This is a genomic window from Paenibacillus sp. B2(2019) (genome assembly GCF_008370385.1).
In the GTDB taxonomy this organism is placed as follows: Bacteria; Bacillota; Bacilli; order Paenibacillales; family Paenibacillaceae; genus Paenibacillus_AQ.
In genome coordinates this window covers 258,566-281,154 of sequence record NZ_VTZR01000020.1, presented here as the reverse complement: position 1 = coordinate 281,154, position 22,589 = coordinate 258,566, and the positions used below count along the sequence as shown (strand labels likewise).

General features: G+C 41.7%; 20 protein-coding genes. 10 read left to right on the top strand and 10 right to left on the bottom strand.

All coding sequences use genetic code 11. From position 1 onward, the window contains the following. Positions 1 to 16 precede the first annotated feature (16 nt). Complete coding sequence (locus PAENI_RS18915) at positions 17 to 667, bottom strand: hypothetical protein (RefSeq protein WP_149646325.1); 651 nt, start codon at positions 665 to 667, stop codon at positions 17 to 19. A gap of 286 nt (positions 668 to 953) precedes the next feature. On the opposite strand from PAENI_RS18915, the gene PAENI_RS18910 reads away from it, so the two are divergent. The 4 genes from PAENI_RS18910 to PAENI_RS18895 all read left to right on the top strand — a co-directional run bounded on the left by PAENI_RS18910 (position 954) and on the right by PAENI_RS18895 (position 5,300). After that, positions 954 to 2,336, top strand: a complete 1,383-nt coding sequence (locus PAENI_RS18910; RefSeq protein ID WP_076286658.1) for an ABC transporter substrate-binding protein — start codon at positions 954 to 956, stop codon at positions 2,334 to 2,336. 156 nt (positions 2,337 to 2,492) lie between these two features. Next, positions 2,493 to 3,335 carry a carbohydrate ABC transporter permease gene (locus PAENI_RS18905; RefSeq protein WP_042184126.1) on the top strand — a complete coding sequence of 281 codons (843 nt, stop codon included), beginning with the start codon at positions 2,493 to 2,495 and terminating at the stop codon, positions 3,333 to 3,335. After that, positions 3,335 to 4,168, top strand: a complete 834-nt coding sequence (locus PAENI_RS18900) for a carbohydrate ABC transporter permease (RefSeq protein WP_042184128.1) — start codon at positions 3,335 to 3,337, stop codon at positions 4,166 to 4,168. The genes PAENI_RS18905 and PAENI_RS18900 overlap by 1 nt, the downstream gene beginning before the upstream one ends. Positions 4,169 to 4,268: 100 nt before the next feature. Then, positions 4,269 to 5,300 (top strand): LacI family DNA-binding transcriptional regulator, encoded by a 1,032-nt coding sequence (locus tag PAENI_RS18895; protein WP_149646324.1) that lies wholly within the window; start codon positions 4,269 to 4,271, stop codon positions 5,298 to 5,300. A gap of 80 nt (positions 5,301 to 5,380) precedes the next feature. On the opposite strand, the gene PAENI_RS18890 is transcribed toward PAENI_RS18895, so the two are convergent. The 5 genes from PAENI_RS18890 to udk all read right to left on the bottom strand — a co-directional run bounded on the left by PAENI_RS18890 (position 5,381) and on the right by udk (position 10,366). Beyond that, the gene (locus tag PAENI_RS18890) at positions 5,381 to 5,611 is read right to left on the bottom strand and encodes a hypothetical protein (protein WP_262495649.1); all 231 of its coding nucleotides are present in this window, start codon (positions 5,609 to 5,611) and stop codon (positions 5,381 to 5,383) included. Positions 5,612 to 5,635: 24 nt separating this feature from the next. Further along, positions 5,636 to 6,748 (bottom strand): GerAB/ArcD/ProY family transporter, encoded by a 1,113-nt coding sequence (locus tag PAENI_RS18885; RefSeq protein WP_149646322.1) that lies wholly within the window; start codon positions 6,746 to 6,748, stop codon positions 5,636 to 5,638. A gap of 26 nt (positions 6,749 to 6,774) precedes the next feature. Then, entirely contained in the window at positions 6,775 to 7,983 is a 1,209-nt protein-coding gene (locus tag PAENI_RS18880; protein ID WP_149646321.1) for a Ger(x)C family spore germination protein, read from the bottom strand. A gap of 3 nt (positions 7,984 to 7,986) precedes the next feature. After that, positions 7,987 to 9,579, bottom strand: a complete 1,593-nt coding sequence (locus PAENI_RS18875; protein WP_149646320.1) for a spore germination protein — start codon at positions 9,577 to 9,579, stop codon at positions 7,987 to 7,989. A gap of 160 nt (positions 9,580 to 9,739) precedes the next feature. Then, a complete protein-coding gene (gene udk / locus PAENI_RS18870) occupies positions 9,740 to 10,366 on the bottom strand; it encodes a uridine kinase (RefSeq protein WP_042123429.1) in 627 nt (208 codons plus the stop codon). A gap of 157 nt (positions 10,367 to 10,523) precedes the next feature. Here udk and PAENI_RS18865 point away from each other — a divergent pair, with 157 nt between their 5' ends. Further along, positions 10,524 to 11,636, top strand: a complete 1,113-nt coding sequence (locus PAENI_RS18865; protein ID WP_149646319.1) for a threonine aldolase family protein — start codon at positions 10,524 to 10,526, stop codon at positions 11,634 to 11,636. Here PAENI_RS18865 and PAENI_RS18860 read toward each other — a convergent pair. From PAENI_RS18860 to PAENI_RS18845, 4 genes are read right to left on the bottom strand one after another with little or no spacing between them, the layout of a single operon-like run. Beyond that, positions 11,610 to 12,926, bottom strand: a complete 1,317-nt coding sequence (locus PAENI_RS18860) for a glycosyltransferase family A protein (protein ID WP_149646318.1) — start codon at positions 12,924 to 12,926, stop codon at positions 11,610 to 11,612. The genes PAENI_RS18865 and PAENI_RS18860 overlap by 27 nt on opposite strands. A gap of 18 nt (positions 12,927 to 12,944) precedes the next feature. Beyond that, positions 12,945 to 14,492: an MATE family efflux transporter gene (locus PAENI_RS18855; protein ID WP_149646317.1), complete on the bottom strand. Its 1,548-nt coding sequence runs from the start codon at positions 14,490 to 14,492 to the stop codon at positions 12,945 to 12,947. Beyond that, on the bottom strand, positions 14,467 to 15,594 hold the full coding sequence (locus tag PAENI_RS18850) for a polysaccharide pyruvyl transferase family protein (RefSeq protein WP_149646316.1): 1,128 nt from the start codon (positions 15,592 to 15,594) through the stop codon (positions 14,467 to 14,469). The genes PAENI_RS18855 and PAENI_RS18850 overlap by 26 nt, the downstream gene beginning before the upstream one ends. Then, entirely contained in the window at positions 15,591 to 16,622 is a 1,032-nt protein-coding gene (locus tag PAENI_RS18845; RefSeq protein WP_149646315.1) for a glycosyltransferase family 2 protein, read from the bottom strand. The genes PAENI_RS18850 and PAENI_RS18845 overlap by 4 nt, the downstream gene beginning before the upstream one ends. Before the next feature lie 228 nt (positions 16,623 to 16,850). Here PAENI_RS18845 and PAENI_RS18840 point away from each other — a divergent pair, with 228 nt between their 5' ends. From PAENI_RS18840 to PAENI_RS18825, 5 genes are all read left to right on the top strand, one after another. Then, complete coding sequence (locus PAENI_RS18840; protein ID WP_149646378.1) at positions 16,851 to 18,077, top strand: Zn-dependent hydrolase; 1,227 nt, start codon at positions 16,851 to 16,853, stop codon at positions 18,075 to 18,077. Positions 18,078 to 18,358: 281 nt separating this feature from the next. Beyond that, a complete protein-coding gene (gene ald / locus PAENI_RS18835; protein WP_149646377.1) occupies positions 18,359 to 19,492 on the top strand; it encodes an alanine dehydrogenase in 1,134 nt (377 codons plus the stop codon). 247 nt (positions 19,493 to 19,739) lie between these two features. Next, a complete protein-coding gene (locus PAENI_RS31895) occupies positions 19,740 to 19,916 on the top strand; it encodes a hypothetical protein (protein WP_223178970.1) in 177 nt (58 codons plus the stop codon). Between the two features lie 593 nt (positions 19,917 to 20,509). Further along, on the top strand, positions 20,510 to 21,769 hold the full coding sequence (locus tag PAENI_RS18830; RefSeq protein WP_149646314.1) for a PucR family transcriptional regulator: 1,260 nt from the start codon (positions 20,510 to 20,512) through the stop codon (positions 21,767 to 21,769). A 78-nt stretch (positions 21,770 to 21,847) separates the two neighbouring features. Continuing rightward, complete coding sequence (locus PAENI_RS18825) at positions 21,848 to 22,576, top strand: protein-glutamine gamma-glutamyltransferase (protein ID WP_149646313.1); 729 nt, start codon at positions 21,848 to 21,850, stop codon at positions 22,574 to 22,576. Positions 22,577 to 22,589: the final 13 nt, after the last annotated feature.

Genomic DNA, 22,589 nt, shown 5'->3' with positions numbered 1-22,589 from the left:
CTGCTCGATATTTATGTTAGGCACCTCCCAATTGCTTGATGATTTGTTCGAGGGAATGAATGGTTTTTTGGAATAAATCAAATGATTTCGGGTTACGATAATTTCGATTAATTTCAATTTGAATACTTTGAACTAACAGCTCTTTGGCGGAATACGATGTGACCGTTCCCGGATGAGATGCAGAAAATGTATGGTTTTGATGAACATTGGTAATACCATTATTGAAAAAAATACGTACGACTTCATTTATATTATTTTCTTGTATGGAAGTTCCGTGTAATGTACCTAAATCAATATCAAATTCCCTATCCTTAGAGGCACCATGCAAGTCTATAACAAAGTTAATTTGATGTTCTTTGACAATTGTTCCAAGTGCAGTCTTATATTCTCCGGCAAGGATGTAATTGGGGTCTTCTTTGGAGAAGCTATTGGAATAGATACAGTGACAATTGGTGAGCTTTTGTAACAGCAGCGCAAGAGAACCTGTATACATGTCCGCAGGTTTTACTGCATGCTCTCTATAGTGGTTAATGGTATGCGGAGCAGACACTAGGACAGGAAGAGTACCTTTTACAATGGAGTAAGAGGGCTCTACCCCGATATCGCCAAAATAATTATTATTAGAGAATTGTAACTCATACTTTTCGATCAGAGATAAGATATGCAATCACCTATTCATAGTTATTTTAAAAATATAAGAAAGTCGAAGGCGTTTATACTTGTCTATTATAACGTTTGAAGATTTGTAATGGCGAGTTTCTGCAATAAAATGGTTATTGAAATGTTCCAAACGGTGTGCTAATATTTCAATTGAAAACGTTACCGATAAGGATACCGGAAAAAAGCGGAGAATATTTAAGTGAAATGAAAACGCTGACATTATTCTCGGTGAGCAAGCTCGGAGACGTCTTTAAGAGTAGTAATTTAATTAAAAAGTTTGAGGGGGAAGAAAAATGAAGAATATCAAAAAATATCTAGGGCTCATGTTGGTAATGTCTATGGTTGTAGTCTTGGCAGCAGGGTGTGGGAATAAAGAGAACAATACAGCGACCAATGGTGGAAACGCTTCATCTGGTAAAAATGGATCGGTTTACTTTTTAAACTTCAAGCCTGAAATTGCAGAAATATATGAAAAAATCGCTAAGGATTACGAAGCGGAGACAGGTGTTAAAGTAAAAGTCGTAACAGCTGCAGCAGGTACTTACGAAACCAAATTGAAATCCGAAATTTCTAAGTCCGATGCACCTACGATCTTCCAAATTAATGGACCTGTTGGTTTCCAAGCGTGGAAAGATTACACCTTGGATTTGAAAGATACTAAGCTATACAGCTACTTGTCCGACAAAAGCTTGGCTGTAACTGAAGGCGAAGGCGTGTATGGTATCCCTTACGTAGTTGAAGGATACGGTATTATCTACAACGACGCCATTATGAAGAAATACTTTGCTTTAGCTGACAAAGCTGTTTCGATCTCTTCCACAACTGAAATCAATAATTTCGAGACTTTGAAAGCAGTAGTAGAAGATATGACCGCTAAAAAAGATCAACTGGGTATCAAAGGTGTATTCGCCTCGACTTCCCTCGCTGCTGGTGAACAATGGAGATGGCAGACTCACTTGGCTAACTTGCCACTGTACTATGAATTCAAAGACAACACTGAGTTTGATAACACAGTTCTTGCCGGTCTGGCTTCTAAGGAAGTTGAATTCAAATATAACGATAAATTCAAAAACATCTTTGATCTTTACATCAAAAACTCTGTGACTAAAGAATCCCTTCTGGGTAGTAAATCTGTAGCGGACTCCATGGCTGAATTCGCACTGGGTAACGCAGCGATGGTTCAAAACGGTAACTGGGCTTGGTCACAAATCAATGATGTAGATGGTAACGTAGTTAAAGCTGAGGACATCAAATTCTTGCCTATCTACACAGGTATGGAAGGCGAAGAAAAACAAGGTCTGGCTGTAGGTACAGAAAACTATTTGGCAATCAACAGCAAAGCCTCTGCTGAGAACCAACAAGCTTCTATCGCATTTTTGGAATGGTTGTTCTCCAGTGAAAAAGGTAAAGCTTATGTAACGAACGACTTAGGTTTTATCGCTCCATTCAACACGTTTGAAGACAGCGAAAAACCAGCAGATCCACTTGCTAAAGAAGTATCCGCTTGGATGGAAAAAGATCTGACTTCTGTAGCTTGGACATTTGCTGCATTCCCAAGTGAAGAGTTCAAAAATGTCTTTGGTGATGCGCTCTTGCAATACGCTCAAGGCAATAAAACCTGGGATGAAGTTGTAACCATCTTTAAGGACACTTGGAAGGCTGAAAAGGCAAAATAATAAATGCATGGAAAAATGATTGAATAACTCTCAGTTGTTATAAAGATAAAAGCTTAGTGCCACTGGATTCCCTTTGGAATTTCAGTGGCACTAAGCAACAATTCGAGTGAATTCATCTGTTTCATCATTTTCCATACTGAGATAGGAGAAGACTCCATGGAAAAATCGATAAGAAAATATTTTGCTCTTTTTGCATTACCGACCATAATAGCCTTTGGGATCGCATTTGTTGTACCTTTTCTGCTAGGTATATATTTATCCTTTACAGAGTTTACTACCGTCAATGATGCAAAATGGATAGGGTTTGGCAATTACATTAAAGCATTTTCAAATCAAGAATTTCTAAATGCACTAGGCTTTACTGTTAAGTTTACAGTTCTATCTGTTCTTACGATTAATGTATTCGCCTTCATACTGGCGATGTTGTTAACTAGAAAGCTAAAAGGGACTAACGTATTTAGAACTATTTTTTTCATGCCTAACTTGATAGGCGGTATCGTATTAGGGTACATCTGGCAGCTGATCTTTAATGGAATTTTGTATAAATTTGGAGTTACTTTGACCTCTGACGCAACTTATGGATTTTGGGGATTAATCATTCTTATGAATTGGCAATTGATAGGTTACATGATGATTATCTATGTTGCAGGTATTCAAAATGTGCCTAAGGATATAGTAGAAGCAGCAAGAATTGATGGAGCTTCACGTTCAAAGATTTTACGTAATGTGACGATTCCACTCGTAATGCCATCCATTACCATTTGTTTATTCTTAACGTTATCGAATTCATTCAAATTGTTTGACCAAAACTTAGCGTTGACCGCTGGTGCTCCTTCTAAGCAGACCTCGATGTTAGCACTGGATATCTACAATACCTTCTACGGAAAAACAGGATGGGAAGGTGTTGGTCAAGCGAAAGCCGTCGTGTTTTTTGCACTGGTAGCCTTAATCGCCTTAGTACAACTTGTCATTACTAGAAGAAAGGAGGTTGAGAACTAATGCAACAGACTAGAGCAAAAGACTATTCCATATTCACCATTTTGTTGGTCTTGGCCATTGCGTTCTTATCTCCGATCTTTATTGTTCTGATGAACTCCTTTAAAGGGAAGTTCTACATTAGTGATACACCTTTCTTATTCCCTAATGGAACTACTTTTGTTGGTTTGAAGAACTATACTAGCGGTATAGCGAAGATTGATTTCTTCAGTGCTTTTGGAATGTCCTTGTTTATCACGGTTTGTTCGGTTGCTGTAATCGTGTTATTCACTTCCATGACCGCATGGTATATTACTCGGGTGAAATCAAAATTCACGAACTTGATGTATTACGCATTTGTGTTCTCGATGATCGTACCGTTCCAAATGGTTATGTTCACAATGACTAAGACAGCCAATGTACTGCATCTCGACAATCCGATTGGGATTATCTTGATCTATCTGGGGTTTGGATCAGGACTATCGGTATTTATGTTTAGTGGATTTGTGAAGTCCATCCCACTGGAGGTTGAAGAGGCGGTTATGATTGATGGATGTAATCCACCGCAGGCGTTCTTTAAAGTGGTATTGCCCATCCTTAAGCCTATTGCTGTAACCGTAGCGATTCTTAATGTAATGTGGGTATGGAATGACTTCCTGTTGCCTGACCTGTTGATCGGTACTGAATACAAAACCATTCCTATTGCGATACAGTACCTAAAAGGTGGATACGGATCGATTGATATGGGAGCGATGATGGCGATGCTAGTTCTAGCTATTGTACCCATCATCATTTTCTACCTCACCTGCCAAAAATATATTATCGAAGGTGTCGTTGCAGGAGCCGTTAAGGGTTAAATAGAATATGTATGTAGAAGCGAGTAGGGTGCTTTTCTTGTTGAGTCTTCTCTTCAAGAATCCCCTACTTTCTTATTTAACGTGTAAAGGAAAGGTAGAAATGGAGAGATTGACTATCATAGATATCGCCAAATTATGTGGGGTTGGCGTGACTACAGTATCTAGAGCTATAAATAATCATCCGGATATTAATGAAGAAACAAAAGCGATGGTTATGAAAGTCATCAAAGAAAACCATTATGTACCGAATAACAGTGCCAGAAATTTAAAACGTTCCGATTCGAAAACGATTGCAGTATTGATCAAAGGGATATCAAATCCATTTTTCAGCCCGATGATTAAAGTATTTGAAAAAGAGATCCAGCGAAAGAAGTATTCCTTTATCCTACAACGAGTCGATGAGAATCAAGATGAGATTGAAGTGGCAATTGAGCTGGAGAAAGAAAAGCGCCTGAAGGGAATTGTGTTCCTGGGGGGGGTATTCTCACACTCTCAAGAAAAATTACAGCAATTGACGGTTCCATTTGTCCTCAGCACGATTGGGATGACGGAAGAGTTTGATCTAAGTAACTATTCTTCTGTATCTGTAGATGACTTTAATGAGAGCTACAAAATTGTAGACTATTTATGTAATCTGGGACATGAGAAAATCGCAGTTATTACCGCGCCTGAAGATGATGTGAGTATCGGTAAATTAAGATATGAAGGATATAAAAAGGCTCTTTCTGATCATGGAATAGCTTATAATGAACGGCTAGTACGGCGGATGAAAGAAGATATTGATAGCTATAGTATGGAAAATGGGTATGCGGTTACCAAAGAACTGCTGGAGTCAGGGGAAGAGTTTACCGCTATTTTCACCTTATCAGATAGTATGGCCATCGGCGCTTGTAAAGCCATATTTGAAGCAGGCAAGCGAGTTCCTGAAGATTACTCTGTGGCAGGTTATGACGGACTGGATATTTCCTTCTATTATAATCCTTCTATCACTACCATCAAACAGCCAGTAGTAGAAATTGCGGAAGCGTCGATTAAGATTTTGTTTGATCTCATTAATAAGAAGGTCAATCATGCGCATCAGATTTTCCCTGCAGAATTAATCGTTAGAGAATCTACGAGATCTATATTGTAGTGTCAGGTCGCTGAAGGCTGGGGAAATTGCCAGTGAATTCGAGGACTAAGCCAGCTTAAGATATGGGTTTAGTCCCATTGTCAAGATAACCAGGCACCTACCATATCGGAAACAGGTTTATAGATAAAGATCATCCAGCCTAAGGGATTAGAGACTTGGATATGCAAAGCGTTCATAACGCCGAAATAGGTTCCCAGCAGTAGAAGAAATGAGAACACCCACAGCTCCTTGATTAATTTGTTCCTCCACATAAGGGGCACTTCAATGGCTATAATCACGGCTACAACGATGACGATCACTACTAACCCCAAAATTCATAACCTCCCAAGCCATCTTTAGTTTCGAGATTTCAAGTCTTTACGCAGTGCTCTCCGAAACATCGCCATACCTAACAACACCAAGGGTAGAAAAAATCCGAAGGTTATAACATAGTACACCCAATAATTATCGAAAACTGTGTTGTAATATGTATAGTTCGGGGCAATGAGAGGTGCTAGAGCTACCAAAATTAACCCTGTGGGTAAGGTTAGCACGCGAAACTCTTTTAGTTTGAATAATTGGGATATCCCTAGAATGAATGCATAGAAGAACAAAGTTACTTTTATAAACAGGGTTAACATCCATTGTAGAGCTATCAGGGCTTCCACCCGCTCGAAGAATCCGCCCACAGATATTCGCCTTGCTATATTATAACTGGGGTATATGTCTCTAGTCGTCAGATCGGGACCTAGCACTAAAATGGAAACAGAAAGCGTTAGGAAGATTATAATACCACCGAGGAAGCAGCCTTGTAGTAAGCCTTTTGTTATCTTTTGTTGTTGGTTTACATAAGGGAGAAACATTAGAAAGACAACCGGTTCTAAAAAGGTGTAAGCCGTAATAGAGATAGACCCTCTCAACACTGGCTTTATGCCATCCTCCAATATGGGTAGCATTCTGACAAATTCCATTTGAGGAATAATTGCGACCGTTAGAATTAGAAAGAGGATAATAATCATGGGTGTGAAAATCTCCCCAGTTCGACCTATGACCTCAATACCAAGTCGCGTTGCAATAATCACGATAAGTATAAATAAGACTAGAACGGAAGGGATGGGGGTTCCTGGCAACATTTCTGAAATCACAAAATCACCGACTTCTCGCATACTTCCAACGGTAACGACAAGAAAAAACATTAAAGTCAAAAACGATAAAATCGTTCCTACCCATTTTCCGAATGCCTTTTGAATGGCCTCAATTAGCGTTAAATTGGGGTATGCCTTTACGAACCTGCTATACATATAGATGGTTAACAAACCTGCTACCAGCCCAATTAAAGTGGAAATCCATGCATTTTGTCTGGCGTAATGTGTAGTGGAAGGGGGGATTACGAGAATGGAATCCCCTATGGTAACAAGCATAACCAGTATGGTTAGCTGACGAATACTTAGTTTACCTTTTTCGAGCATAGCTTCATACCCTCCAATGTATTTCTTTATTCCTTCATTTCTTCTAAGAAAGAGTTAGTCACTTTTCCTAGCAGGCGAAGCTTAATGTCCATCTTTACGGTTACTGGTAGGTTTACAAAGGTTTGATCCCAATTATCTCTCAGTTTCTTCCACGCCTGTGGGTTAGAACGGTGGATGACCTCGCCGAAGCCGAAAATATCGGATTTGTATTCTTTTTGTACTTTTTTAATCGTAGTTTCGAATAAATCGTCTACTTTCACGTTAGCGATTTGTTCTAATTCGGTGATGGTCTTTGGATTGGTGAGGTCTAGATTTCTACATTGAACCTCTCCCAAATCTGATTCAATATGTTGCTCAATGCTGATTTCTGGTTTGTCACCATTCATGCTGCCTTTCATTTTTGATCGGGCATTAAAAATATCAAGGGATATTCTTTTATCTTTGCTTTGGGGACAATTAATGAACGAAACCGTGTTCCTTACTTTGTTCGTTAAATAGTTATACACTTTTGATTCCTCTGGATTTAGCCAACCAATCAATTTGTCCTTTTTGAATACGGCCAATCCGGAGTATCTCAATTCTGTTGGTGAGTCTACCGTTTCAACATTCTTCTGAGTTTGTCCCACATCTACACTTCCATTAATAACGACCCCTGTTAAGACTGGATCCTTACCCTTACTCACAAGTTCTGTAATTAATGTTCCTAACGTCACAGTGGATGTAGGTGCCCATTGCTTCTCCGATGTTTCCAGACTAGAAAACAATCGCACAGCAGGAATCTTTTCGAGGCTGGTTAATATTTTCAGGGCATCTTCTGCTTTGGTATCCTTTGCTACCACTATAAAGTAATCATTTCGTATTTCGGTATCTCTTGACATGAAATCAAGTACATCACTGATTCCCTCTTTAGCCAAAGCTTCACCGAGGACTAAAATCCGCAGATGAGAGATATAAATTTTACGTGGACTAAGGGTTGTGATTTTCCTAAGGGCTTCATATACGGTATTTCCGGTCGCTTTATATAGGTTTACGGGTGATTGAGGAGAACCACCCTTTGAGCCTGCGATTTGACTGGGTAATACGACTTGAGCAGAAACTTGATATTGATCTCCGATTTTGTCGATTCCGATTCCTACAGCAATCGCAAGATCGTTTAATTCCCGGCGACTCCAGCAGCCTGTTACGAATAGTTGTATGAGTATAACCATACACAGCAGAAGTGCTCTTCGTTTCATAGTTTATTCCTCCGTTAGATCTCCCGGTTTTTCCGGTGGTGTACTCTTCACCCTAACGATATTCTTTTGATTGATTAGTTTAGGGCGGGTAAACATAGCCCAGCGGGGCATTCGGAAAAAGGTGTCCTTTTGATCAGCAAGATTAAACGGAGCTAACGGGCTCATATAAGGAACTCCAAAGGAGCGCAGGCTACACATGTGAAGCACTATCGCGATAACGCCAATGATGATTCCGAACAATCCAAAGGAAGCGGCCAGAAACATCATTGGGAAACGAAGCATTCTGACCGTCAAGGCGAGATCAAAGGCTGGCAGAACAAAGCTGGAGATCGCCGTAACAGCAACGACAATGAGCATGGCGGCAGAAACAATGCCAGCATCTACTGCAGCCGTTCCAATAACCAACGTTCCTACTATAGAGACAGATTGGGCTATGGTTTGAGGCATACGCACACTGGCTTCTCTTAGAATCTCAAAAGCAAGCTCCATTAAGAGGGCTTCGATAAACGCTGGAAGCGGTACGCCTTCCCGTTGAGCAGCTAAACTAATGAGCAGCGTTGTGGGCAACATTTCTTGATGGAAGGTAGTAATAGCTACATATAAAGATGGGGCTAATAATGAAATGAATATACAGAAATAACGGAGCATCCGAACTAGGGTACCAACATCCGCACGTTGGTAATAATCCTCAGCGGTCTGCATGAAGGAAACGAATGTAGTAGGAACGGTCATCACTATAGGCGTTCCATCTACTAATATAGCTACTTTCCCTTCCATAAGCGCAGCTGCAATAACATCAGGTCGTTCGGTATGATGGATCGTTGGGAATGGAGTATAGGTTTCATCCTCAATTAATTCCTCGATATAACCACTCTCCAAGATGCCATCGATGTCGATTCGATCTAAACGTGTATGTACTTCTTGTACAATCCCATCATCTACAATTCCTTTGATATACATAATGGATACATCTGTTTGGGTGACACGTCCGATTTGTTGTGTTTCTAACCACAGATTAGGATCTTTTATTTTCCGCCGGATTAATGCAGTGTTGGTACGCAAGCTTTCTGTGAAGGCTTCCTTAGGTCCACGGATCACCGTTTCTGTAGCACTTTCCGTGACACCACGGTCTTTCCAACCACGCATGCCAATCGTAAAGCCCTTTGCGTATCCATCTAGTAAGAGAATCACATCTCCGGATAATAGGGAAGTTAACAAAGAATGGAACTCCTTCGCATCTTTGATGTCTCCAACGGTAAGCATGTGATTTTTTAATAAGGAATAATTGTCACTCTCAGGTTCTAAGCTCAAATCTGGAATTTCTAAGACAAGAGACTCCAGAATGAAATCCTGTATAGCTTTACTGTCAGCAAGTCCATCTGTATAGAAAATAGCGGCTTTCATTTGTTGCTTGGCGCCAATGAAGAAATCTCTGACCACAAGGTCTGTGCTATTGCCGAGCGCCTTTTTTATATGTTCAATATTATCTTGAAGGTTTTCTTTGAGAGGTTCTTTAGGTAATTCTCTAGTGGGGTTGGGGTGCCCTGATGTAGGGTTTTTGAATATTTTAGTTATTGTTCTGTTTAGAAATCCCATAGTTGTTATCCCTCTTCCGCAAGCTGCTGTGAAAATAGCTATTACCAAAATGCGGTGGGATTATTCTTTGAATAATCTACTGCAGATTTGGGGATGAACATGCAAAAAAGCCGTCGAGAGAATCTCGACAGCTAGGGTTAGAACTAGGTATTTAAGAACTTTAGGACGTCCAGTCGTTATATAAATGTTTCTCAGTTAGGATGGACAACAACTGGATACCGACCTCATTATGGCCACCTTCAGGGATGATCAAATCGGCGTATTTTTTGGATGGCTCAATAAAAGCTTCGTGCATCGGTTTAACCGTGCTCAAATATTGGTGATGGATCGATTGAATGCTCCGACCACGTTCCTCGATATCACGGAGTACCCGGCGGAGGATGCGTACATCAGGATCAGCATCAACAAAGACTTTGATATCAAGCATATCGCGGAGGTTCTCGTCGGATAGAACATGGAGTCCCTCGATGATTACAATATTGTTTGGTTTCAGTTCTACAGTCTCCGTAGTGGAGCGGGCATGAACTGTGAAGTCATACACCGGTGCATATGCGGCCCTATCTTCTCGCAGACATTTAAGATGCTCAATAAGCAGCTCGTTATCGAAAGCGAAAGGATGGTCGTAATTGATGGATTCACGTTCAGCGAAGCTGAGGTGTGAATGATCTTTATAGTAGTTATCTTGAGATATGAAAGTTACCTTTCCCGTTCCAAGACGGTCAATGACGGAGCGGGCTACGGTTGTTTTTCCCGAGCCGGTGCCGCCGGCGATACCAATGATGAGCATGTGATTCAATAACCCTCCCTAAGATTGCCGTTGCAATTCCAATATTGTAGCACAGCGCTCATGTTTTTTCACCTTAGATCGGGTAAAATTAAGATGGGATTTTTTGAAATTCGTCTATATTAGGGACAAGGCAAACACGGAAGGGGCAATTCTACCAATGAACGGAAAAAAATCAGTGCAAGAGGCGTTTAATGAAACGACTTATCGAATCGTAGGACATGGGGATCGAGATGTTCAAGTCTTGAAGGAAGCCTTTGAAGCTGTAGAAAATAGTACACCTTCTGATATTTATGGATCGGGAAAGGTGATTGAGGATTTTCAGTCGGAAATGGCGAAGCTTTTGGGAAAAGAAACAGCAGTCTTCTTTCCGAGTGGAACGATGGCACAGCAAATCGCCTTAAGAATATGGTGTGATGAAAAAGGACTCAAGAGCGTCGCCTATCACCCTTTATGTCATTTAGAGATCCATGAGCAGGATGGGTTGAAGGAATTGCATCATATCGAGCCTGTCCTACTTGCGGATAAGAATCGACTAATTACCTTGGATGATGTATTACAAATGAAGGAAGATATTGCTTGTCTGCTGCTTGAATTACCGCAGCGTGAGATTGGCGGACAGTTACCAGAGTATCAGGAGCTTGAAGCGATTTCTGCACATTGCCGGGCTGGGGGAATTAAGCTGCATTTGGATGGCGCAAGATTGCTTGAGACGCTTCCCTATTATGGAAAGACAGCTGCTGAGATCTGCGCCCTCTTTGATAGTGTCTATATCTCACTGTATAAAGGAATCGGAGGAATTGCTGGCGCGATTCTTGCAGGCAGTGAGGAGTTTACGAAGCAATCGAAGATATGGAAACGGCGGCATGGTGGCGACCTAATCAGTCTGTATCCATACATTATTTCCTCTGATTATTACTACCAGCAAAGAGTAGATAAGATGCAGCAGTATTATGAAGGGGCTAAAGAGCTTGCTGCTTTAGTTAATCAATGTCATGCGGTGACTACGTTACCTGCTGAGCCTGTCTCCAATATGTTTCATATGCATTTTCAAATGTCTAGGGAGAGCATTGAACCGATCCTGTCTTCTGCATATGAGGCAACAGGAATCGGTTTAAGCGCAGCGATAAGACCAACGGGAGAACATAGTTCTTATTGCGAGATCAGTATTGGAGACAAGTACGCAGACATCCCTAAAGAAGAGGTAAAAGGATTTTTACTGCTGCTCGATAAGCTAATGCGTGAATCATCTTCCGAGCAGCGTTCGAAGTAACGAGATCCGTAATAATTGTTTTTTAATAAGCTTTGTACGGAATTCATTTCTTAATTGATTGTAGATCGGCGGGCAATGGTTAAGGGCCCAATGATACATGAATTTAAAGTCTGTGGCGTCTTTCGCAGAATTTAATAAATAGTATGAGATCGTATCATATGCATTATGGTTAAACCATTCCGTCATTTCCTGCTCGTGATAGCCATATTTCTGAATGGCCATATTCTTAATTAACAGCTTCTCCTCCAGATTCTCAATTAAGAATCGCTGACTCAAATTAAAAGTAATGTTGTCCCCGTGTAATCTGTACACACCGGCAAGGGTATCTATGAAGCCAGCATCACCGACCAACAAGGAACGCAGATAAATAGAAGCATCGTTAACCATGTTCATATTCAGGATATCCATAGCCATTAAAGCCTCACGCTTAAAGACAGTTGTTAAGGTGGAGGAGGGCTTCGGATATCCTTTTTTCTCGAAATTCATGAAATAATCCTGCTTCTTAATAATCCTGCTTAGCTGTAGGCTACTGATCTTCAGTTGCTTAGCCTTTGAAAATTCAAGAAACACATTAGCAGCCACAAATGATATTTCGGGATGGTGATTGTGAAAGTCCACAGCCTTACTTAAATAATTCATATCAATCAGATAGTCATCATCATCGAGAAAAAGAACGTACTCCCCATCACCATGAGCAGCAAAAGCCTTACGGCGATTATTTCCCGGCCCGCTATTCTTTTCGTTCCGCATGTAGATTACCCGTGACTCGCCCCCGAAGCTTTGATGCATTAACTCTTCCGTGCCATCTGTAGAGCAATCATCAATAACTGTGATCTCTATATAAGGATAGTCTTGCTTTAAGATGCTTTGGATCGCTTGATATAGAAATGCCTTTCTATTGTAAGTAGTGATAATGACACTAACCTTGGGAAAATCGGCAAAGGAAAGGAGTGCTGAGTGTGAAGTATCCGTATGTGAGGACTGATGTTTGATTGCAACGATCCCATGGATTAACCCGTCAATTTCTTCGTTCACAATACTGAATTGCTCTGACAGATAGAACCTTAATGCATCTTCTGAAGCTCTCCCTGTGAGATAAGCACGGATAACCTCAGATAAGATTTCTAGATAGGTTTTAACTTGCGGATTTTGTTCTTTATCTATGATCAGGCGGCATCGTTGGAATATCTCTTGATCATCCAATTGAAGGGCAGATGAATGGTTGATTTCATCATTAAGGTCATTTAGAAAGACGTAACAGGCTTGCTGTAAAACCTCGCTATGATCCATTTGGCTCCTCCTAATGTGTTATTTGGATAAACTACTTACCTCAGGTCTAGCAATAACCTTATTTTTGAGCTTAGTTCGGTATATTTTGAGATGCCCCCACGTATACAGGAATACTTCCCGTTCCATCAAGGAGGCGATTACGAAATAGACAGGCAAGATCACAAGTCCTAGCAGTACACCCCACAACATAATTCCCGCATAGGAATGGATGGGGATATTGATAGTACTAGAGATCAGAATAATGCCCACAAAAACCACTGCATTCGTTAGCCATCTTCTAAAAGTGACCCAAGGGCTACGATCCAGCAGATGTCTGCTAGCATAGACCACGATATCTATGGAACGGTACAAGAGAGCGGCTATCGTCCCCATCAATACACCGTAAATCCCCATAAAGATAACGAAGACAATAGAAGCGACTAGATTGATAGCGGATTCTAGAATGGAACGGTTCTGTGTGTTCTTGAAATGTCCGGCGATCGTAATCACATTATTGGAGGAAGCTCTGGCATTGGTTAATAATTTGATGACTACGAACAGGATCGGCAGCCACATATCGATATAATTCACGTCATTTACCCCAGCGGTATACAGTTTCATAAAAGGTAGAATTAGAATGTAAGCTACCGTTAGAATCGAGAAAATGAGCCCCATAAAATACACTTCGTAAGCATCATAAAATTTAATAAAGGCTTCTTTACTCTCATGAAAGCTCTGACCGAGAGCAGCCTTCACGCTTCCGTTTATGGTTTGGACGATGTTATCTACAATCGTAAAAATCATGTTGTACATGACATAAATGCTGACGATCTTTAAGTTCGTAAATATAGTCAGGATTAGCACGTCAGTATTTCTAAACACTAAGTAGGAGATCTCATGGACTAAGACAGAATTTTTTTGACCAATGGCTTCATAGTCTGGTTTAAGATTTAGGTTGATCCATTTGTAATGCTTATTGATATAAATATAGAAGACGACGATTTGAAGTATGGTCAGTATGAAGTAGGAAGCTTGCACAGCAATGATGTTAACTCCTTGAAGTAATAACAGAATCCGAATTACATTGTTCAGAATATTAGCTACGGTGACTATAGAAGTCTCTACATAGCTTTTTCCCTCTGCAGCGAGAAGCACTTTGAATTTCCCTTGAAAATAATAATTGATCGCTCCGCCCATCCCTGTAAGTAAAATAATGAGCATAATCGATAATCGATCGATGTCAGAAGTGATCACTAATGGATACACGGTGGCGATTAGAAGGACGGCGAAGAAATAATAAATGCCTGTTTTTTTATAATAGCTAGAGGTGGCGGCCAAAATAGAGTTGATGTGGTTCTTATCATCCGAAGCTACTGGCTTATATAGGGCTTGGATCGAAGCGGCGCCTACGCCGGCTTCCAGCAGTGCCAAATAACTAATAATTTGTACAATAGAAGCGATTAAACCATTGGCCTCTGAGCCATAGTTGACCATAATCAGTCGGGGGATAAAAAAACCGAGGATGATCGTGATGAGCTGACTCCCGAGTCCAAAGGATAAGTTAAGAATGCTCCGCTTGGCTCTCATAACGTATCCTCCTTTCGTAAAGCGATAAATACGTATCCAGATGCTCGAAATGCCTTTCGGCATGTTTGGCTTGCGGCGTGACATCCATATAGTGAGTAGTCATACTTTCAAAAACCTGCGCAGGCTGGAGCTGCTCCAGTGTAGTGAAATCGGTATATAGCCCTTTGAACTGGGCATCTTCCATTACATTGATCATTTTTTTGCTGTAAGCGAGGGGAAACACTGGTTTACCCAATACCCAGCCGAGGATCATCGCATGGAATCTTGAAGCTACGATAAAGCTGGAATGGGCTAGAACGGCCAAGACCTCTTCCATATTCGTTTTATATAAATGCACTTGGGTGGCATCCTCATAGGAGGGACCCATAAGACTCCGGATTTCCTCGATCGCCAGCTGATCGCCTTCGTGTTCACAAAATGACATGAAATGAACAGCGTAGCCTTTTTCAATGAAATAAATTGCGAGTTCTTTCATTTTTTCATAATAGAGGTTGTCAAAACCGTTCAGACCTTTAGCAGAAGGCTTAATGACGGATAAGACGATATAATCCTCTGGTTCGGTTTGAAGATCTGACGGGTTAAGCTGAAAAATAATATCGGGTGCTAAACGGACATGATCCAGATCCTCAAATAAATCATAAGAGTACTTTTCTCTAAAGCAGATGTCTGTATAGTCCTTAAATATCCGCCTGTGTTCCTCATAATATTCTTTATCTGTATAAGGGCCGAAATTCGATCCTAATAAATAGTAAGGCTTATTCTTATTTCGGATGGCTTCTGCGTTCTTGAAATGCTCCTCCCAATGCTCTGCCTGCATAAAGATCGAGCCGCCGATATGAACAACACCATCGGAGTGATTTGCCATAAATTTTTGCGCCAGATTATGTATCTTTAACCTTCTGCAAATAAAGGCAATGCCTCTTAAGAAAATGGAATCGGAAGGATACACTTTGAGGTTCCTGATCTCTTTGAAGCATAACTTGTATAGGCGTGGAGCACAGATTCTGAATTCGGTATCCGGATACCTTTCACATAGCACCTTTATGAATAAATCATCGCCCAAATTAAATTCGGTATAGGCATAGATCAGCATCTTCTTCATATTCTAGATTCCTTTCGCTTGAACCTGGATAAGCTTCTCTCCACAGAAATGAATCTGTGATATAGAAGCGGGGAGATTAAGAATGCTCGGATATAAAGGGCTAATCTTCGATCATTCCCTCTATAACGTCTTATGAGTTCATACATTTCTTGGTTTAGTTCCGGATAGGTATGATCGATGTCGCGAAGTAACTTATGAATGCTTACGCCTTCTGTCCCATTTAGGCAGGTTTTTAGGTTGAAAAAGTAATTCTCGATCAATTCGCGATTTCTTATATAAGGAGATATCATATCCAGCTTCTCAAAGGGATGGGCCTCGAAATAAGCATCTACCCGTTTGAATACACCAACGACATCAAATTTTTTCACATTATAGCTGTTGGAAATCGACGTGTTTCTTTGTAAATAAAACGATAATATATCCGGCAATGTGATGACTGTAGCGGCTCTGGATAAAGCTTTGTAGATAAATTCCTGATCTTCTCCATTCACACAGCGTTCCGTATATTGGAGCCCATGAAGGAGCAATAATTCCCGGTTATACGCTATACTCCCTGTCCATATTCGCAAGCTTTTGTTCACAAAAATATGAGTCAGCGCTTCACTGCCTGTTATGTTGCTATAAGCGGAGGTGTAGCTCGAAGTAGTGACTCCATCCTCTGTGACATGGCTATATCCCCAACAAATAATCTCGGGGTCAGATGGTTGAGTATAGGTATGAATGGTTCGTACTAAGTCTGTAGAGATATAATCATCACCATCCAGAAACAGCACATATTTCCCTGTAGCTTCTGTTAAGCCTCTATTTCTAGCCGCACTAACCCCCTGATTTTCTGTTCGAATGACTTTGCAAGAAAGATCGGGGTGAAGTGCGAGAATATTTGCTATCACGTTGTAGGTGTTATCTGTAGATCCGTCGTCCACGATAATGACCTCGAAATGCGGTTCACTTTGGGTAAGGAGTGAATCAAACATAGGGGTTATATAATGTTCAATATTGTATACAGGGACCACAATGCTTAGATTCATGTGCTGGCTCCTTTCCTTGGTAGAACTGGATAAATAGCTATCTTAAGCTTACCCTTCATATCAAAAGATTGTATATACTACTTTAGTTTACTTATTGCTACCTCTAATTCGTTGTAACATCACGTGAATAATAATTATTACAGTATGTAAAATGACAATCATATCGATTGGTATAACATATATAGAAAGTCTATAAAATCATGAACGCTCGAAGCGGAGGGACCTATGATGCAGCTGCAAAAAATATTCGTGAACGGTGAGAGATTAAAGAATACGATTGAGGCATTTGCGGATTATGGGCGTACAGATAACAACGGCGTGACCCGGTTATCGCTGACGGAAGAGGATCTTAAGGTTCGGGATTATTTTCGATCCTGTTGTGAAGAATTAGGGATGTCTGTGAAGGTGGATGATATGGGCACGATGTACGCTACGCTTGCGGGTGTAGAGTCTGGGCCTCCTATTGTGATTGGTTCGCATATGGATACTGTGAAAAAAGGTGGCAGATTTGATGGCGTCCTTGGGGTAATCGCTGGACTAGAGGTAGTTCGCACACTCGTGGATCACGGGATAAAACCGAAGCTACCGGTGACCATTATTAATTTCACAAATGAAGAAGGGGCTCGATTTGAGCCTTCGATGATGGCTTCTGGTGTGCTGGCCGGTAAGTTCGATAGGGCAGAAATGTTGAATAAAAAAGATCCGGAGGGCATTACCTTTGGCGAAGCGCTGGAGGAGAGCGGATATAAGGGAGAAGCAAGCAATCGAATTACTGAAGCCACTGCTTATTTGGAGCTTCACATCGAGCAAGGTCCCGTGCTAGAACAAGAAGAACTGTCGATTGGTCTGGTGGACTGTGTAGTTGGCATGGCCTGTTATGAGATTGAGGTGACGGGGGAATCGGATCATGCGGGCACCACGCCTATGGCAATGCGCAAGGATGCCTTGTTCGCTGCCACGGATTTGATCACGGAGCTTAGAAGCAAGCTTAGTGCGCTCGATTCTGAACTGGTGTATACCATGGGCAGAATGAATGTGTTTCCTAATATTCATACCGTCATTCCCAATAAAGTGATCTTCACCATTGAGGCTAGACATAAAGATATGGAGATTGTCCGTGAGGTGGAAGCTATTATTCATAGCTTGCCGGAGATGCTACTGGACTGCGTAGTAAGTAAGACCAAGCTTTGGGGCAGAGAGACTGTTTGGTTTGACCAGGGGATATGTGATTTAGTGGAGCAAGCGGCACAAGCCTTGGGTTATTCTAATCGGAAGATCGCAAGTGGCGCAGGGCATGATGCTCAGTTCGTAGCCAGCTTTCTGCCATCCGCGATGGTGTTTGTACCTAGTGTGAAGGGAAAAAGTCATTGTGAAGAGGAGTTTACCTCCTATGAAGACTGTGAAAAAGGGGTAAATGTAGTCCTAGAAACGGTGTTGTTATTACTGTCAAAGTAATACGCGTCACTAAACATAACATTCTAATATGGAAGTAGTGCTTTAATTTCATACAAAATCGTCAAAAAGACACTTTAAGCAGTGTCTTTTTTTATGAGATAATGATTAGGGTTGTGTTGGGTACCAAATGACATAAAGTTACTGGGCGGTTTAAGTCGAATCCTTTGTGTAAAAACACAATGATGATAGATAATATTTTAATTTTTTACCAAATTGGGAATACTAAACGTATGTTATCATTCTTTACATAAGGGATCTACATTAGACGGGAGAGATGAATGATGATTATCGGAGTGCCTAAAGAAATTAAAAATAATGAGAATCGTGTAGCCATAACGCCTGCGGGTGTAGTTAGCCTTATTAAAGAAGGACATCAAGTGCTGGTGGAAGCTGGGGCTGGTGTGGGAAGTGGATTTCCGAACGAAGAGTATGCTTCGGCCGGAGCGAAGCTGATTCAGGACGCAGCTACGGTCTGGAGCTCTGCCGAAATGGTGATGAAAGTGAAAGAACCGCTGGAAAGCGAGTACCCTTATTTCCGTCCAGGCCTTATCTTGTTCACGTATCTGCATCTTGCGCCTGAACCTTCTCTGGCCGCTGCGCTCAAAGACAAAGGTGTCTTTGCCATCGGGTATGAGACGGTTGTTCATGAACGTACCTTGCCGTTATTAACACCGATGAGTGAGGTAGCGGGCCGGATGTCTGTTCAGCTTGGCGCTCAGTTCTTGCAAAAAAACTATGGCGGACAAGGGATTCTTCTCTCCGGTGTTCCCGGGGTTAGTCGTGGCAAAGTTAGCATCATCGGCGGTGGAGTAGTAGGTACAAACGCTGCAAAAATGGCTATCGGTTTGGGTGCTGATGTTACAATTGTTGACCTCAGTGCTGAAAGATTGCGTCAATTAGATGATATTTTTGGGGCACAGATCAATACGCTGATCTCTAACCCTTACAATATTGCCAAAGTGGTAGCTGAGGCAGATCTGCTGGTAGGTGCGGTGTTGATTCCGGGTGCGAAAGCACCGAAGCTGGTTACAGAAGAAATGGTCAAGACCATGAAGCCGGGATCGGTGATTGTTGATGTGGCCATTGACCAAGGTGGTATCGTAGAGACGATCGACAGAGTGACAACACATGATAATCCTGTATTTATTAAGCACGGCGTGCTGCATTATTCTGTTGCTAATATGCCAGGCGCTGTGGCCAAAACTTCGACGATCGCTTTAACCAATGTCACCGTTCCATACGCCCTGCAAATTGCCAATAAAGGCGTGATCAAGGCGATTCAGGAGAATGCCGGCCTAAGAAGCGGCGTAAATGTCGCCAACGGTAAAATCACCTGCCAAGCCGTGGCTGAAGCGCTTGGCGAGAAACATTTTACGGTAGAACAAGCTATGGAGCAGACGTTCACGATGAGCTAAATAGTGCTAAATAGAGCTAAATAGAGCTAAATAGAGCTAAATAGATGCGTTCCAAATGATTTATAATATTTGGAAACCAATAGACAGCGAATTCCCGCTATGGGAGTTTGCTGTTTGTTGTTTCTGGGAGTAATATTTTCGGCTCAGTTCAGTGTGGCGAGGATCCGGCAGAAGTCTGCTAGTTTGATCTAGGAGGTAGCTAGGAGTGGCTTCAGTGTGCTAGATCCAGCAGAAATTTACTAGTTCGGTGTTAAAGGCTGTGGGACTGCGTTATGAAGATCGTTGGATCGGGTGGATGTTTGTTGGTGTATTGTTAAAAGTAGCTAAGTTGTATTTGGTATGGTTAGGTACTGTTGATGTTGCCAGCGCGACGCTAAAGGTAGATAGACAACGTAGAAGTTGGTTTGAATTCGATCAAAACTAGCAAGTTTCAACTATGTGTAGCCTGATTTGGCTAGTTACAGCTTGATTAGTTAGTATTTGGTTTTTTGTTACGGTGAGAGATTTGTTGAAGATGATTTTTAGGGAAATCCTCCCTAAAAATTACGCGAAAATAGCTTGAAACGCTATAATTAGGGAATTTCTCCCTAAAAATACGAAGAATATGCCCAATAATAACCTGATCGGTTGAATATTAGGGAGTTTTTCCCTGATTAGTAGTAAACCAATCCTAAAATACAGAATTTTAGGGAGGAATTCCCTAATAACTCTAAAGGGGCTCTCTCAAGTAGCGGTTTATGTGCTGTCGCGCCACTCCGTCACGCCGTAACCCGCATCAACGTAGCCGGCAACTCCGTCCCATGCAAACCCGCAACCCCGTAACCAACGTAACCCGTAACTCAGCAACTCCGCTCTCACGGAACTCTATAACCTCGTAACTCCTCCACCCGGCGATCTCAAGGTCCCACCATCTCGCCCCCATCCCATTATCTTATAGTCAGCTAGGAGCACGCATACTATAATAAAATCACTCTAGAGTACAAGGTTCGGCTATTTTTTCAGGCAGGGGTGGGGCTAGTGACGGAAAAGGATCCATTGTTTGATCGTTTCTTCGATAGTATGGAATCGTTGGCGGATGCGATTAGTGAATCTCTTCAATCCCAAGTTACGATTGAGGACAGCAATCACCATGTGATCGGATACAGCTCCCATCAATTTGAGAGTGATTCCGCGAGAATTTCGACCATTATTGGAAAGCGCGTGCCTAACGCTGTCATTATTGGCTTACGCAAGAAGGGGATTATGCAGCAGCTTGAGAGCGCTACACGTCCGATTCGGATTCCAGCGGTCATGGAGGTAGGTCTTGGCCCCCGACTCGCTATTTGCATCAAACATCAGAAGGAAATACTCGGGTACATATGGGTAGTGGATGCAGGCAATCTAGTTGAAGGACACGCAGAGAATATTGTAGAGAAAGCGGCGGCCATCGTTGGTCGTTATATATTGAAGCAACGGGGTTGGAAGACGAAGCAGGAGAAAACGCAGGAGGATTTTTTCTGGAAGCTGCTCACCTCCCATTATGACAATGAAGCGAATATCAAGCAGGACGCGGAAGTTTGGTCGATTCTTTTGCCGGACAAATATTATATTAGCGTGTTTGAGAGTGACAAGGTCATCAATGACCACTTCGTACTTCGGTTTCGGCAAACTATGACCTCCTATCCGGGGCTGAAATTATTGTTTCTGACTGCTGAGCACAATCGGTTAATTATATTGTTTTCATTCAGCTTTCGCATGGAAGGGACGGGTGGTCTGTATTCGTTCATGCACAAAATTATCGAGGATATGCGTAAGAGTGAGAACTGTATGCTGGCTGCAGGCTGTAGCCTGGATTACACTGAATATATGTCGGCAGCCATTGCGTACTGGGAAGCGGGTTCCATTCTGGAAATCAAGAAGCTGCTGCCTTTTCACGGCCGAGAGTTACTATTGTATGAGGATATTGGATTTTGGGCGTATGTTCCGGCTATTATAGAGCAAAAACGTAGTCGGACCCGTAAGAGTCCTTTACTGTATCCGCTAAAAGAGCATGATCGCGAGCATAGAAGTGATTTTCTAAAAACGATTGCCGTTTATTTATCACTCAGTGGAAACTTGAAGGAATCCGCCGCTTTTTTACATATTCATACCAACACATTGCTGTACAGATTAAATCGCATAGCAGAGATTACGGGAAAAAGCTTAAAGGATACGGGATACCGCACTTCTATATATTTGGATATTTTGACGGAAGAGACCAGGCAGCTCAATCAGTGGTTTGTTGAGTCAGGGGAATAAAATGAATTAAGCACCAACTGGGCAGTGAACACGTACAATAACCTATATTTAGAACCTATAATATTGGAGGGACTAAGCATGGTGAAGGAAGTTCGTTCACCCGATGCCCTTGACTTTGAACGGAAAATGAGAGACAGCATCGTGGAATCGGCGGAAGCTTTAAATAACAGTGGAGCGGATTTTGCAACATTTGATGAGTCGCGCTGCAACCCGCAGTTTTGGACGCGTACAGATATTGGAGGACTACAGCTGAACGCTGGTGTGGCACCTTCGGTGGGGATTAAAGACATTTTTCAGAACGGACATTTATATGCCTTCGAATGCGCGACAGCGATGGTCATTGTTATGTACAGGGCGACAATTGAAGCTATAGGTGAAGAAGCCTTTAATAGGTATTTTACGGATTTATTCTTATGGGATTGGAACTACGACGAGAATCTGCGCTTAATTACGAAATATAATAAGGATCAGATGCTGCGGGGAGATATTGTGTATTTCAGGAATCCAGATCATGCGCCTAGCAAGCCAGAATGGCAGGGTGAAAATGCTGTTAAGCTTGAAGAAGACCTGTATTATGGCCACGGCATTGGGATAACCACTGCAGAAATTATCATAGACTCTCTTAATGAGGAAAGAGTGCCCGGAAGTAATACCTCAGCGTTTCTTACGAATGAATCCATTCATCCTGATTTTAACTATTTACAGAGATTATCTACAGGCTCTGTCTTACCCGGAGCGGAGAATAGAGGCTCTGAGTGCACTGTGTTTTCAAGAATAGGGACTAGAAGCTACATTTATAAGATCTAACAGCTAAGAGGGT